Annotated in this window: 13 protein-coding genes; 2 read left to right on the forward strand and 11 right to left on the reverse strand. The window is 68.6% G+C overall.

Translation table 11 applies throughout. The annotated features are described in order from the left end of the window. Positions 1 to 71 precede the first annotated feature (71 nt). Complete coding sequence (locus tag Q0379_RS10665) at positions 72 to 923, forward strand: AraC family transcriptional regulator ligand-binding domain-containing protein (RefSeq protein ID WP_299008140.1); 852 nt, start codon at positions 72 to 74, stop codon at positions 921 to 923. 121 nt (positions 924 to 1,044) lie between these two features. Here Q0379_RS10665 and Q0379_RS10670 read toward each other — a convergent pair whose 3' ends face one another. From Q0379_RS10670 to Q0379_RS10695, 6 genes are all read right to left on the reverse strand, one after another. After that, the gene (locus Q0379_RS10670; protein ID WP_299008143.1) at positions 1,045 to 1,719 is read right to left on the reverse strand and encodes a DUF6250 domain-containing protein; all 675 of its coding nucleotides are present in this window, start codon (positions 1,717 to 1,719) and stop codon (positions 1,045 to 1,047) included. Then, the gene (locus tag Q0379_RS10675) at positions 1,719 to 3,119 is read right to left on the reverse strand and encodes a glycosyl hydrolase family 28 protein (protein WP_299008145.1); all 1,401 of its coding nucleotides are present in this window, start codon (positions 3,117 to 3,119) and stop codon (positions 1,719 to 1,721) included. Before Q0379_RS10675 ends, Q0379_RS10670 begins: the two co-directional genes overlap by 1 nt. After that, positions 3,116 to 4,036, reverse strand: a complete 921-nt coding sequence (locus Q0379_RS10680) for an alpha/beta hydrolase (protein ID WP_299008200.1) — start codon at positions 4,034 to 4,036, stop codon at positions 3,116 to 3,118. Before Q0379_RS10680 ends, Q0379_RS10675 begins: the two co-directional genes overlap by 4 nt. Positions 4,037 to 4,067: 31 nt before the next feature. Further along, a complete protein-coding gene (locus Q0379_RS10685; protein ID WP_299008148.1) occupies positions 4,068 to 5,291 on the reverse strand; it encodes a rhamnogalacturonan acetylesterase in 1,224 nt (407 codons plus the stop codon). 96 nt (positions 5,292 to 5,387) lie between these two features. Beyond that, complete coding sequence (locus Q0379_RS10690) at positions 5,388 to 6,389, reverse strand: flippase-like domain-containing protein (RefSeq protein ID WP_299008151.1); 1,002 nt, start codon at positions 6,387 to 6,389, stop codon at positions 5,388 to 5,390. Next, entirely contained in the window at positions 6,386 to 7,588 is a 1,203-nt protein-coding gene (locus Q0379_RS10695) for a glycosyltransferase family 1 protein (protein ID WP_299008154.1), read from the reverse strand. The genes Q0379_RS10690 and Q0379_RS10695 overlap by 4 nt, the downstream gene beginning before the upstream one ends. Before the next feature lie 377 nt (positions 7,589 to 7,965). On the opposite strand from Q0379_RS10695, the gene Q0379_RS10700 reads away from it, so the two are divergent. Further along, the gene (locus Q0379_RS10700) at positions 7,966 to 8,727 is read left to right on the forward strand and encodes an NTP transferase domain-containing protein (protein WP_299008157.1); all 762 of its coding nucleotides are present in this window, start codon (positions 7,966 to 7,968) and stop codon (positions 8,725 to 8,727) included. Here the strand turns inward: Q0379_RS10700 and Q0379_RS10705 are convergent. Genes Q0379_RS10705 through Q0379_RS10725 form a run of 5 tightly spaced genes read right to left on the reverse strand, consistent with a single transcriptional unit; the run spans position 8,724 to position 13,339 of the window. Beyond that, the gene (locus Q0379_RS10705; RefSeq protein ID WP_299008202.1) at positions 8,724 to 9,572 is read right to left on the reverse strand and encodes a nucleotidyltransferase family protein; all 849 of its coding nucleotides are present in this window, start codon (positions 9,570 to 9,572) and stop codon (positions 8,724 to 8,726) included. The genes Q0379_RS10700 and Q0379_RS10705 overlap by 4 nt on opposite strands. After that, positions 9,476 to 10,630, reverse strand: coding sequence for a ceramide synthase (bcerS, locus tag Q0379_RS10710; protein ID WP_299008159.1), 1,155 nt, complete (start codon positions 10,628 to 10,630; stop codon positions 9,476 to 9,478). The genes Q0379_RS10705 and bcerS overlap by 97 nt, the downstream gene beginning before the upstream one ends. Then, the gene (locus tag Q0379_RS10715; protein WP_299008162.1) at positions 10,630 to 11,691 is read right to left on the reverse strand and encodes an LptF/LptG family permease; all 1,062 of its coding nucleotides are present in this window, start codon (positions 11,689 to 11,691) and stop codon (positions 10,630 to 10,632) included. Before Q0379_RS10715 ends, bcerS begins: the two co-directional genes overlap by 1 nt. Beyond that, positions 11,688 to 12,905 carry an LptF/LptG family permease gene (locus tag Q0379_RS10720; RefSeq protein ID WP_299008165.1) on the reverse strand — a complete coding sequence of 406 codons (1,218 nt, stop codon included), beginning with the start codon at positions 12,903 to 12,905 and terminating at the stop codon, positions 11,688 to 11,690. Before Q0379_RS10720 ends, Q0379_RS10715 begins: the two co-directional genes overlap by 4 nt. Next, a complete protein-coding gene (locus tag Q0379_RS10725) occupies positions 12,902 to 13,339 on the reverse strand; it encodes an HIT family protein (RefSeq protein ID WP_299008168.1) in 438 nt (145 codons plus the stop codon). The genes Q0379_RS10720 and Q0379_RS10725 overlap by 4 nt, the downstream gene beginning before the upstream one ends. Between the last annotated feature and the right edge of the window lie 40 nt (positions 13,340 to 13,379).

Below are 13,379 nucleotides of genomic sequence, written 5' to 3' on the forward strand. Positions count from 1 at the left end.
AGCCGATTGAACCGCCCCGGGTTCTCCGTGTGGAGAATGCGGAAGGCGACAGTGCGACTTAAGGACACGTCATGAGTACGACACCGAGACCGAACACGGCGCTTGCGCTACACGAAAAGCGGTACGCGCCGTTCAAGGTGCACGCCGTCATGCGCGCCCTGAGTGAACTGGGGGTGGACACCAAGCTGCTGCTGGCCGGCTCCAGTCTGTCGCAGGCCGAAGCCTCGAGTGCCCACACTCGGATCTCGGTCCATCAGTTCCTCGTGGTGTGCCGTAACGCCGGCAGGCTGTCGCCAAAGGCGGGATGGGCCGCACTCGTGGGGGGCGGGATGCGCCTCACCGACTACGGCATGTACGGCTATGCCCTGCTCAGCGCACCCAGCATGCAGGCCGCAATGGAACGGGCGCTGCGCTTCCATGCGCACCGGCTTGCCAGCGGCACGGCCGGTGCGAACGAACCCCTGGGCGTGCTGTATCTGGCGCAGCGCTTCTGGCGCCGCGACGCGGATGGCTCCGCGGAGGACGGCGTCGGCAACGCCACCGGCCCGATCGTGTTCGAGCACAACAAGCTCGACGGCTCGCCGCTGCCGTTCCCGGGCCTGTCCTCCGACAGCGCCAACCTGACGGTCTGGTACGACAAGGGTCCGATCAACGCCCGTCTGGCCTACAACTACCGGTCCAGGTATCTGGTCTCGGCCGCGGACAACTCGGGCCAGCCGGTCTACCGAGATCCGACCGGCTATCTCGACGGCAAGATCACCTGGAAGCCGCAGCAGCTGTTTGGCGTCCAGAACATCTCGTTCTTCGTCGAAGGCAAGAACCTGACCAAGGAAGAAGAGCGCTCGACCGCTGGCGACATCCGCCTGACCGAGCTCGGCTATTTCGGCCGCCGCTTCTTCGTTGGCATGGGTCTGAAGTTCTAGGGCGCGACTGGGAGCGAGGCGCGGCGGGCGCCTCGCTCCCTTGTTCTTTGCTTTTCGCGACCGGAAGGAAGCCGGCCGGGGACTTCCGCCCCGCGCCGGCTTTTTCTGTTTGCGTGGGTTGTCAGCGACCGAGGCGGGTAACCGCAAAGTCTCGGATGCGCAGATGGCTCTGCGTGGTCCGCAGGCCGAACCAGCCGCGACGGTAGGGCGCCGGATCGTCGAGGTCGAACAGTCGCCGGCCGTCGCACCAGTATTCGATGCGCGAACCGTCGGCGACGAGCCGCACCGACGTCCAGCGGTTCGGCGTCAGCATCTCGTCGGGAGCGGCGTGGTCATGACGCGGCAACAGGGGCCGGTCGCCCGGTCGGCCGACATAGCGCCGGAAGCGGGTGCTCGTATTGCCGTTGCCGCCCTGACCGACATAGTAGGTCTCCAGGGTGTCGTAGTCGGCGAACGCGCCGCTTCGGCGATGCTTCAACGGCGAGCCGCCGCCGACCTCGCGCGCCATCCAGAAGGCGTTCAGGTCGCTGACCCGATCGTAGGGGCCGCCCTCGGACACCGCCATGGCCTGGTAGGTGATCGCGACCGGATCCGTCAGTTCGCGCTTGAACCACGCCGTCAGCCCCGCCGGCGTCACGATGTCGAGTACGCCGTTCTGCGCCGTGACCGAGGCCGGCTTCTCGGCCTCGATGACCCATTGACCGAGGCCTTGGCGGAAGTCGTCGGAGAAGAGGCGCTTCTCGCTGAGCAGAGGCGTCGCGGCGAGGCTCGCCAGCAGGCTGCGGCGGTCCAGCATCAGGCGGTCTCCGTCTCGCGGACATTCTCGAACCGGCGCTCCGGACGCGGATCCGGGGCGACCGTCTCGATCATGAGGTTCTCGATCTTCAGGCCGTCCACGTGCCGGGCCCACAGGCCGTGGGCCGGGGAGGGGCCGAACATGCTGGGTTCGGGATAGGCGTGCGGCAGGTCCTCGGGACGCCGCTCCGCCCACGTGGCGGCGCCGCCACCCCGATAGGACAGGTGGATGTTCGACACGGTCACGTCGGTGATCGGCGACTCTGGCAGTCCGGCGATGGTGGCGGCGTAGTCCGGCAGGATGTCGGTCGCCTCGATGTCGCGCAGGACGATGTTTCGCATCGCGCCCAGAGGCGTGTCCTCCGGCCCCCGACGTCGGTCGCCGACGCGCAGGAAGATCGGCGCGGTGGTGACCTCCCGCATCACGAGCCGTTCGGCCACGACGTTCTCCATCGTCCCGCCGTCGACGACCTCCAAGGCCAGGCCGCGCGAGCGGGTGAAGCGGCAGTCGCGGATGACGATGTCGCGGAAACCGCCGTTGGACTCCGTGCCCAGCTTGATGCGGCCGGTCACGCGATCCTGATCCGGCGCGAGCTGCTGGGTCCGACCCAAGGTCCCGTCCAGCATCGTCCCGAGGTCGAAGCCGCTGACCTCGCAGTGCTCAATGGTCACCCGCTCGGTGGCGAAGGGCTCGCCCAGGGCCAAGGAGCTCTTCAGTACGATGGCGTCGTCGTTGGGCGTGTTGACCCGGCAGCCGGAGACCAGCACGTCCCGGCAGGCGTCGATATCGAGGCCGTCGCGGTTGGTGTCGATGACGAGGTCGCGCAGGACCAGGTCCTCGCAGCCGCTGGCCAGCACCGCGAAGTGGCCGCCCCGGAAGATCGTCAGGCCCTCGATCCGCGCTCGCTTCACACGCTTGAGGGCGATGGCCTTGTTGCCGAGGCCCGCCATGGCCTCGATCGCCGGCGACAGCTCGGCCATGGCCTCAGGGGATAGGCCGGCCATGCTGAGTGGAAACTCGCCGGCCTGGCGCGACCAGCGCGAGCCGGGGCCTTCTCGGGTCAGGCCGGCGCCGTCGATGCGGCCGGGCCCCAGGATCGCGACATCCTCGAGGTCCTCGCCCCAGATCAGGCTGTTGCGCCAGTGACTGTGCCCGAAGTCCTGCCACAGATCGTGCGGATTGGGCTCGGCTGGATCATAGGCCCCACCGTGGCGCGCCGGATCGGCCGCCTCAAGCACGCAGCCTTCTTCGAGCCTGAGCGTGACGCCGCTGAGCAGCCGGATCGAGAAGGACAGATGGCGACCCGCCGGCAGCACGACCTCGCCGCCGCCCTGGGCGTGGGCGTGGACGATCGCGGCGTTGATCGCGTCCGTCGCCAGCGCGGGGGCGCTCCTCGTCACGCGTAGAGACCATGCCGTCGGAAGAAGGCGTCCAGCGCCAGCATAGAGGGCGCGACCTGTCCGTCGGGCCCCTTTAGGCCGAAACCATGACCACCGACCTCCTGCAGATGCATCTCGACCGGGATCTTCTTGGCGCGCAGGGCCTGCCACATCAGGACGCTATTCTCGACCGGCACCACCTTGTCGTCGGCCGCGGCGGCGATGAAGGTCGGCGGGGCGTCAGGGGGTACGTGCTGCTCGGCCGACACGGCCTGGCGCTGGGCGTCTGTCGGGTTCGGACCCAGCAGCTGCTTTAGCGACTGGCCGTGGGCGTGGGGGGGCGTGCCGGTGATCACGGGATAGAACAGCCCCGCCGCGAAGGGACGGGTCGGCTGCTTGTCGGCCTCGTCGACCGGCGCGTAGGTCTCACGGCCATATTGTGTCGCCAGGCGCGCGGCGACGTGGCCGCCAGCGGAGAAGCCGATCACCGCGACCCTGGCCGGATCGACCCCAAGCGACGGCGCTCGCGCCCGGATCAGCCGGATGGCGCGCTGAGCGTCCTGCAGCGCCACGTCCGGGCCCGCGGCCCAGCCATCAGCGGGCAGGCGGTAATCCATGACGAAGGCGGTGATCCCCAGGCTGGCCAGCCAGGCGTCGATCGGGCCGCCGTTCTTGCTCACCGCCACCCGCGCATAGCCGCCGCCGGGGATCATCAGCACCGCCGCGCCGTTCGGCTTGGGCGGCCGGCGCATGGTCAGCCAGGGCTTGGTCACGTTCAGGAATGCGGTGTCGTTCGGATCGCCGCCCGGCGTGCGCAGGATGACCTGCTCGGTGACCGTGACCTTCTCGCCGCCTGGCGCGCCCTGAGGCCAAAGGTCCACGGTCTCGACGACCGAAGGGGCGTTCTGAGCGCGAGCGAGGGCGGGCAGGGCGGCCATGCCCGCGGCGAGGCCCAGCAGGGCGCGGCGATCAGTTTCCACGGAGCTGCTCCTGGCTGGCGGCCGCGCTGGATGGCAAGGCGAAGGTGTCCGGCGAAGGCGGACGGGCCGGATCAAACGGCGCCAAGTCGGTCGCCAGGTGCGCGGCCAGGGCGGGAACGCTGGCGCGGAGACCTTCCACCACGCAGCGCGCCAGTTGATAGGCGCCGTAATTGTTGTGGTGGGTCAGGTCCTTGCCCCCGTCATTGAACGCCTTCCAGGCCTCCTTGGGCCCGAGCGCCTCGTAGAACACGGCGCTCATGGCGTGTAGGTCGACCAGCGGAACGTCCAGCGCGCGCGCCGTCTCGCGCATGGCCCTGGGATAGTCGCCCAGGGTGTCGACCACCTTTCCGGCCGGGTCGAATTGGTGGCGATGCATGGACGTGACGAACACCGGCGTCGCGCCGCGCCGCCGCGCCTCGCCGGCATAGACGCGCAGATAGTCGCGATAGGTCGTGGCGGCCTCGGCGTAGCTCTGCGGCCACTGGGTCTTCTGGTCGTTGTGTCCGAACTGGATCAGCAGCCAGTCGCCGGGCTTGATCCGGCTGAGGATCTTGTCCAGGCGGCGCTCGATCAGGAACGACTTGAGCGTCTCGCCGGACTCCGCGTGGTTGGCGACCGAGATCTCGGGCTTGAAGAAGCGGGGCAGCATCTGGCCCCAGCCGGCGGCGGGCTCGAAGCGCTGATCGGTGACGGTGGAGTCGCCGGCCAGGAACACGGTCGGGACGGTGACGGGCTCGACGCGCAGGCGGCGGACGGCGGCGGTCGGGCCGAGAAACTCAAGGGTCAGCTTGTCGTCCCAGTCGTAGCTGCCTTCCTCGCGCGGGTTGAGCAGCACTCGGGTCCCGCCCGGCGCGTTTGGGGGCGGCGGGGCGAGATCGGGACGACGCACATTGACGACGATTGTCCGGCTCTCGGTCTTGCCCGCGGCGGCGGGGACGCTCTCGAGCATTAGCCGTCTCGACTCGGCCTTGACGGTGGTTTCCGAGGCCTTGGCGCCGCCGAGCTCTAGGATGACGCGATAGTCGCCCTCGGGAACGCGAACCGAAAACAGGCGGCCGGGGCCTGGCTCCCAGCCGTGGCCAGTGGCGGGGTCGAAGGGCGTCTGCGGCGATGTCTCGAAATCAAAAGCCCGCACGGGCGCGACCTCCCTGGCGATCGAGATGCTAGGCGCGAGCGCGAGGCCCGTCAGCAAGGTGCGCCGATCCAGGATCACGCCGCCTCCCTCGCGCGCAGAGTCCGCCACCTTCGTAGCGGCGCGCGGCGGCGGATTCAATGTCAAAATACAGGATAATATCCTGCAATGTGGGAGTTATGGATTGACCGTTTGCGGCGTTTCGCCTGCGACCACGGGCGCTTCCGGACGCGTCGCGCGCCACAGGACCAGGCCCAGGCCGCCCAAGGTCAGCTCGCGCAGCCGTCGCAGCAGCGACAGGGCCATCGCCTGGTCCGGCGAAAGACCCAATGCGCCGCCCAGCAGCAGATAGCCGCCTTCCTGAACGCCTAGCGCGCCGGGGATAGCGAAGCCCACGACCTTGGCCGTCTGCGCCAGCCCTTCGACGATCAGCGCCTGGACCGGGGTAGGATGCAGGCCCAGCGCCCACATCGACACATAGGTCTCGAAGGCTCCCGCCAGCCAGGCCGCCATGTGCCAGGCCCAGGAGGCGCCGATCTCCTTCCGACGCGCGCCGATGTCGCGAAAGGCGTCGCCCAGCGCGCCGACGCGGCTCGCGATCGCCGTCCAACGCTGCGAGAACTGTCCGATGCGTCGACCGACGCCGGCCTTGTGAGCGATGAACATGGCGCTGGCGATCAGCGCTACGATGGCGACCAAGGTCAGGCCGGCCTGCGCCAGGCGCGGGTCGCGCAGCGTGACCAGGGCCACCGCCAGGCTGGTCAGGACGAACAGGACAAGGCCCACCGTGCCGGCCAGGACGTCGACGACGCAGCTGGCCGTGCTCTCGGCCAGGCTGAGGCCCCTGCGGACGGCCAGCTTGGCGCGGACCACCTCGCCGCCGACCTGGGCCACGGGCAGCAGGGCGTTGACCGCCTCCTTGATCAGCCGAAGGCGAAACAGGAAGGGCAGGGACGGGCGGCGGTCGGGCGGCAGCAACACTTGCCAGCCGACCGTGGCGAAGAACGTCACCGGAAGATGGGCCACGATGACCAGAACGGCTTGCCAGCCGACCTGGGCCAGGATTTCACGCACGGCGCCCGCGCCGTGCGTGGCCAGCAGGATCGCCAACAGCGCGACGCCGGCGGTGAGCAGCCAGCCTCGCGCCGAAGCTCCGCGTTTACTCGCTTTTTCGGTCATGCCGCCGAGCGCGCGCGAGCGGCCGGAGCAGCTCCCAGTTCGCGATAGACGTCCAACACGTCCGCGCAGATCGCATTCCAGTCATAGGCGGCGCTGGAGGCGCGCGCCGCTCTTCCGATCCTCAGGCGACGCAGCGGTTCGGCGATCAGAGCGCGGAGGGCCGTCGCATAGCTCGCCGCGTCGGCGCTTGGCGCCAGGACGCCGTCATGACCATCGGTGATCAGGGCGCTGGTGCTGGGGGCGCGGGGACATAGAACCGCCAGGCCCGCCGCCATGCCTTCCAGGCTGGCGTTGCCGAAGGCCTCCGTCAGGCTGGGATTGAACAGGATGTCGGCGCTGGAGACGGCGCGACCCAGGGCGTCGCCGTCCAGATGACCGGTGAAGATCGCGTTCGGCGCGCGCTCTTCAAGGAAGGCGCGGGCCGGGCCATCGCCGATGATCAGTGGGCGGATCGGCTGGTCGGCGAGGAGCGCCAGGGTCTCGGCCAAGACGTCCAGGCCCTTTTCCATGACCAGGCGCCCCAGGAACGCGACCACCACCTCATTGTCGGCGATCCCCTGGGACCGGCGCCAGGCCATGTCCTTGCGCTCGGGCGAGAACCGGCCGCGATCGACGCCGCGCCCCCACACCCGCACCCGTTCGCCAAGGCCCTGCTCGCGCAGGAGGTCCGCGATCGGCGCGTTCGGCGCCAGCACGCGGTCGCAGCCGCGATAGAAGCGATCCAGATAGCGCTCGACGGTGGGCCGCAGCCAGTCGAGGCCGTAGTAGGACAGGTAGGTCTCAAAGCGCGTATGAAGACTGGCGACCACCGGCAGTCCGGCGGCGCGGGCCCAACGCCCCGCCTGCGAGCCGAGAAGATCCGGGGCCGACAGATGGACCATGTTCGGCTGGAAGGCGGCCAGGTCGGCCTTCAGACTGGAGGTCAGGCCCAGCGCCAGGCGATATTCGCTACGCCCAGGGATGGCGACGGACGGCGCCGAGACGAGGTCGCCGGCGGGCTCGAAGGCCGGGGTGTCCGTGGTCGGCGAATAGACGCGGACCGTCGCGCCAGCCTCGATCAGATAGGCCGCGAGGCGATTCAGCGCCTGGTTGGAGCCGTCGCGCGTGTAGTTGTAGTTGCCTGAGAAAAGAGCGAGGCGAAGGCCTTCGGCGGGCTTTTCCTCAGCGGGCTGACGAATGTTTCTTTCCGCGCGCTGCACGACGCCTCCTGGTCTGACTCCGAGGCCCCCACCCGAATATGACAATGGGCATATGGTGGAATGGTTCAGGTTCCGGAAGGGGAGGCCGTCAATCCTCCACACAATCTTCAGGTCAAGCTGAACCGAAGCTGAACCATGGGGTGTGGCGGGATCAAGAGCCGATTAGGCGAGATCGACCGTGGCGGATTGATCGTTTTGGACAAAAAAGAGTCGGGCGAGGCTTGCGCAACGGAAGGCGGGCGGCTTTTGAGGGGGCGTGCGGACTTGCCGCGAGGCCGGTTCGTGCTCAGTTATGCGCTCGCGGCCGCCCGGTTCGCGGTCCGACGATTCCTTGTGGGCTAGAACAAGCCCCGATCCAGCGAGATTTTTAGAACGACATGCAGCCGGTCAAGACCCTCATCCTCGCCGCCGGTCAGGGCAAGCGGTTGTCGCCGCTGACTGACGATCGGCCCAAGTGCCTGGTGGAGCTGGCCGGCAAGACCGTCCTGGAATGGCAGCTGCGCCATCTGCATCAGGCGGGCGTGCCGGAGGCGGTGGTGGTCACCGGCTTCCGCAGCGATCTGGTCGAGGCCGAGATCGCCCGGCTGACGCTGCCGGGCATGATCGTCCGCACGCTCTACAACCCGTTCTACAGCGTGACCGACAACCTCGCGACCTGCTGGCTGGCGCGTGACGAGATGCGCGGCGGGCCGTTCATGATCCTCAACGGCGATACGCTGTTCGAGCCCGCCATCGCCGAGCGCCTGATCAGTGCGCCGGACGCGCCGATCACGGTGACGGTCGACCGCAAGGCGGGCGGCTACGACGCCGACGACATGAAGGTGCTCACCGAAGGCGACGCCCTGCGCGCCATCGGCAAGACGATCACCGAATACGACGCCGAGTCGATCGGCTTCCTGCGCTTCAACACGGAAGGCTCGGCCCTGTTCGTGAAGACGCTGGAGGCGATTATGCGCACGCCCGAGGGGCTGAAGCGCTGGTATCTCAGCGTGATCAACGAGATTGCCCAGAACCATGACGCCGTGCGCGTTCGCTCGATCGAGGGTCTGGACTGGGCCGAGATGGACTTCCCGGAAGACCTGGTCCGCAACCGCGCCCTGACGGCGCAGTGGGCCGCCAAGGAGGCGGAGGCCGTTTAGGCCTCGCCCACCAGTTCCCGAACCAGATCCAGGTCGGACGGCTTGTCGACATCGACCGCCGCCAGGCCGTCGTGCGCCCGCACGGCGGCGGCCTTCACGTCCGCCAGCCTGCCCAGTCGGGCGACGGCTTCGTCCAGCGTCAGCAGGCCCAGGGCGTAGCGGATCAGGAAGCCTGGCCCCAGCATGGCGGCGATCTTCCACGGCTGCTTGCGCAGAGCTTCAACCTTGCGCCAGACGGCGATCACTTTCAGCGCGTTCTCGTTGCGCAGCAGGAAGAGATTGCAACCCGAATAGCGACCGTCGCGGAACTTCAGATAGGTTCGCTTGGTCTGCGGAGCCGCGGCTTGCACGCGTTCTTCCGACGCCAGCAGCACGGCGACGTCGGCGTCGACCGGCGTGTCCGCCACGAACTGGGTGATCCAATCCGGTTTCAGTAGGGCGTGATCCACCGTCGTGACGACCAGCGGAAAGCCCAGGGTCGTCGCGCCATCGGCGACGCTCTGGCTGGGACCGGCCGACGGCGGCAGGACCTTCACATTCGCACCGGCCAGGGCCGCGCGGATCGTCTCGTCGTTGGCCGAGACGCCGATCGTCTGCGCGCCAGCGGCCTGGACGGCGCCCAGCACGCGATCCAACAGCGTCCGGCCCTGCAGGACGATCAGGCCCTTGTGCGTGACGCCGGCATAGGCGGCGGCGGGGTCGACTTCGCCGCCGCGCGATCCGGCCAGGATCAGCGCCTTGAAGCCGCTCACAGAGCCTTCTCGTAGATCCGGTAGGTCTTGTAGTGCGTGCCGCCGACATTCTCGGCGATGTGGCACATGGCCGTGTTGTCCTCGAGCACCCAGGAGATCTCGAAGCGATTGTAGCCTAACCCGATCGCCGTATCGCGGCCCGCCTTCATCATCCAGAACGGCAGCATGCGGCCGCGCTGTGTGGTCGAGAACTTGCGCTTCACGCCCATCAGCGGAATGCGGGCCGACTTCACGCGCTTGACCTTCAGCCGCCACAGCAGCTTGGCCCAGCCGAACGGCAGCAGTTTGCCGTTCAGGTCGGCGATGGCCTCATTGACGTTGGGCAGGAAGACCAGGAACCCGGCCGGCTCGCCGTCGATCTCGGCGAACCAGGTCAGGCGCTTGTCGATCACGGCCTTGAGCGCCTTGGCCAGCTGGCGGGTCTCGGCCTCGGTCGTGGGGGTGAAGCCCCAGTTGTCCTTCCAGGCGTCGTTGAGGATGTCCGTGAGGGTCTCGACCTCCTCGTCGTAGCGCTTCATGTCCAGCTGGCGCAGCACCACGCCCGAAGGCAGGCCGCGCTTGACCCGGCGTTGGGCGATCTCTGGGATGTCGCCGGTCTCGTCGGCGAGATAGGCGAAGACGTCCCTGGCCTTGACGAAGCCCTGCTCCTCGACGCGCTTGCCGGCATAGGCCGGGTCGTGGCCCATCAGGATCATCGGCGGCGTGTCGAAGCCTTCGACCAGCAGACCGACCTCTTCGTTGATCGACAGGTTGAAGGGGCCGACGATGTGCGTGCGGCCGCGCGCGCGCAGCCAGTCCTCGGCCGTGCGGAACAGGATCTGGAAGACGGCCGCGTCGTCCTCGGCGGCGATCATGCCGAAATGGCCGTCGAGGCGGCCTGGCGTCGGTTGCGGCGTCAGGTGGTCGATCTGGGCGCTGATCCGGCCGACGTCGCGGCCGCCGCGCGTGGCCAGGAACAGCTGCACTTCGGCGTGGGCGAAGAACGGGTTGGTCTTCGGTGTCAGCGCCTCCGTCCGCTCCATGAAGAGCGGCGTGATCCAGTTCGGATCCTTGGCGTTGAGGCGCGCCGGCAGGGCGATGAAGCGTTTCAGCTCCTCCGGCGTCTTGACCGGGATGACCTGCAAGTCGGCGTTCGTGGAGTCGAAAGGCATCACCCCTCCAGGGCCAAGAAGGTGCGCGCAGCCAGCGCGCCGAAGATGGCGGGAGCCGCCCACACGGCCAGGAGCGGCGACAGCGCGCCGGACTCACCGAGGGCGGTCAGCATGCCGTTCGCCACCAGGAACAGGAGGCCCGCGCCGAGCCCCGCCGTCAGCAGGACCGCGCCCTGGCCGCTGCGGAAGTTGGCCAGAGCCACGGGCGCGCTCAGCAGCAGCATGACCAGCGAGACGAAGGGGCTGGCGAACGCCGCCTGGAAGTGCGTGGCGTAGAAGCTTTCCGGCCGGTCCGAGCCGCCGTTCTCCAGCGCGCGCCGCGCCGAGGCCGCCGTGGGGGCGCTGTCGTCGCCGAACAGACCCTGGACGTCCTGCGGGCGCAGCGCCGTCGGCCAGCGGGTCGAGGCGGCGGTCGAGGCCTGGGCCAGGTCGCCGACGAAGCGGGTGGCCTTCGGATCTTCCAGGGTCCAGACGCCGTTGGCGTACAGGGCCTTCGGCGCTTCGACCTTCTCGACCAGTATGCCCTTGGCGTTACGGCGGAAGATGGTCAGGCCGGTGATCTGCCGGCCGTCGGCCGAGGCGTCGGTCCCAATGACCAGGTCGGCGCCGGCGCGGAAGGTGCGGGGCGAGGGCGCCTTGCGCTCGGCGACCGGGGTGGTGTTCTTCCACCAGTCGGCCAGGGCCGGATCGGCGCGCGGCGCCAGGACCTGCCCGCAAAGGGCGTCCAGCAGCATGACGACGATGACGGCCGGCATGGCCATGGCGACGATGCGATAGCCGGAAATGCCGCTGGCGCGCATGGCCACCACGGCGCTTTCGCGGGCGAGCTGCGAGAAGGCGAAGAGGCCGCCGGCCAGCACGGCGATCGGCGCCACCTGCTCGAACAGGCGCGGCAGGCGCAGGGCGGCGTAATAGGCCACGCCCGCGACGCCCAGGCCGCGGTCGAGGATGTCGGTGGTGACGTCCAGCAGGTCCAGAATCTGCAGGATGGACATCAGGATCAGCGCCGCGCCGAGGATGCGGGTGGCGACGGTCCGCAGGACGTAGAGCTGCAGCTTCATGCGGGTTGTCGTTTCGGCAGGGGCAGAGCGCGCACCAGGCGCGTGACCAGATTGTTGATGCGGCGAACCAGACGCGAGACCGGCGTGTCGCCCGGCCGCGTGCGGCTGCCCAGGAACAGCCAGAGAGCGAAGCCCGAGAACAGGGCGAACGGGATCCAGATGGCCGGCGCCGCCGCCATCTTGTCCGCCTTTGCCAGGCTTTGACCCAGCAGCAGGGCATGCTGGAAGGCCAGCAGCAGCACGCCGGCCATGATCAGGCCCGGCGCGCGGTTGCCGCGCTTGGACGCCAGGCCCAGCGGGAAGGCCAGCAGTGGCAGGAAGGGCAGGAAGGCCGCGCGGGCGAGCCGGCCGTAGAGCTCGCTGAGCAATGTCCCCTTGGACACCACCGGATTCGGCAGCTTGGCCTGCTGGGCCAGCTCGCCGAGCGTGAGTTCGCGCTCGTCGCCGCCGCGATCACGCAGCAAGACGGCCGCCGCCGCCAGGGGCGTTTGGGTTGTCAGGCTGCTGAAGGCCAGATTGCGATACTCGCCCTTGGCGTCTCGGCCAATGCGGCGACCGTCGCGCAGGTCCATGGTCACGGTCTTGCCGCCGGGATCGACCTTCAGGTCCGCGGAGGCGGCGGTGATGATCTCTTCCTGGCCCTTGCTGTCCTGGCGGCGGATGAACACCCGGGTCAGGCGCTGGCCCGCGATATCGGCGCTGTCGGCCGTCAGCAGCGAGCCCTTGTCGTCGATAAAGGCGCCGCCCGCCAGGCGTCCGTTCCAGCCGGCGTTGACGGCCGCGTGCATCACCGCCCGATAGGCGTAGCGGCTGTAGGGCTGCATGTAGCCGAAGACGATCAGGCTGAAGACGCTGAGGAACAGGCCGACCGCCAGGAAGGGCGCCGCGATCCGCTCCAGCGACTGGCCGCTGGCCAGCAGGGCGTCGACTTCCGAGCCGTCCGAAAGCTTTACGATGACGATGAACAGCGCCACGAAGAAGGCCACCGGCAGGGCCAGGCCCAGATAGTGCGGCACCAGATTGGCGGCGAGCTGGGCGACATAGCCGAACCGCGCGCTGCTTTGCGACAGGGCGTCGAGAAGGCGCAAGATGCGCTCCAGCAGAAGAGCCACCACCGTGACGCCCAGGCAGCCGACCAGCGGCCAGAACAGTAGGCGCAGCAGGTAGCGATCGATCAGCCGCAGCGGGCCGGCGGACATGTCCCTGGCGCTCACGCTTGGACCCAGGCCTTGGCGAAACGGGCGGCGAGGCGCTCGACCGCGTCGGACGACAGCTCCACGGCCGAGCCCAGCGCCGGCGCGGCCGGCCAACCGGCGTCCGGGAAGGTCAGGCCTTCGTGCTCGCGAACGCCCGCATAGCGCGGCACCACGTGGAAATGGACGTCTTTGTCGACCATCATCAGCATCAGGTAGTTGATCTTCTCATAGTCGACCTGAGCCTTCAGCAGGCGCTCTATGCCGGCCACGGCGACCTGCAAGTCCGCGAAGGCGGCGGGACTCACCTCGGAGAACGCCTGGACAGCTTCCTTGCACACCAGCACCAAAGACCCAAATGTCGGCTGCTTGGGGCGGAGCAGAATCAGCCAGTGATCGGTCTCCGCGATCTTGGAACCGGGATAGCCGAACGCCAGGGCGGTGGGATTGGTCATGAGAAAGCCGGGAACTTCAGGCTGGTGTCGCCTGGGCGTA

Source organism: uncultured Caulobacter sp. (assembly GCF_937900395.1).
Lineage (GTDB): Bacteria > Pseudomonadota > Alphaproteobacteria > Caulobacterales > Caulobacteraceae > Caulobacter.

Excerpts from the sequence above, each read along its gene's own strand:
- Q0379_RS10715 (WP_299008162.1), bottom strand. The coding sequence starts at position 11,691 with ATGAAGCTGCAGCTCTACGTCCTGCGGACCGTCGCCACCCGCATCCTC.
- bcerS (WP_299008159.1), bottom strand. The coding sequence starts at position 10,630 with ATGCCTTTCGACTCCACGAACGCCGACTTGCAGGTCATCCCGGTCAAG.
- Q0379_RS10700 (WP_299008157.1), top strand. The coding sequence starts at position 7,966 with ATGCAGCCGGTCAAGACCCTCATCCTCGCCGCCGGTCAGGGCAAGCGG.
- Q0379_RS10690 (WP_299008151.1), bottom strand. The coding sequence starts at position 6,389 with ATGACCGAAAAAGCGAGTAAACGCGGAGCTTCGGCGCGAGGCTGGCTG.
- Q0379_RS10665 (WP_299008140.1), top strand. The coding sequence starts at position 72 with ATGAGTACGACACCGAGACCGAACACGGCGCTTGCGCTACACGAAAAG.
- Q0379_RS10680 (WP_299008200.1), bottom strand. The coding sequence starts at position 4,036 with ATGGCCGCCCTGCCCGCCCTCGCTCGCGCTCAGAACGCCCCTTCGGTC.
- Q0379_RS10670 (WP_299008143.1), bottom strand. The coding sequence starts at position 1,719 with ATGCTGGACCGCCGCAGCCTGCTGGCGAGCCTCGCCGCGACGCCTCTG.
- Q0379_RS10725 (WP_299008168.1), bottom strand. The coding sequence starts at position 13,339 with ATGACCAATCCCACCGCCCTGGCGTTCGGCTATCCCGGTTCCAAGATC.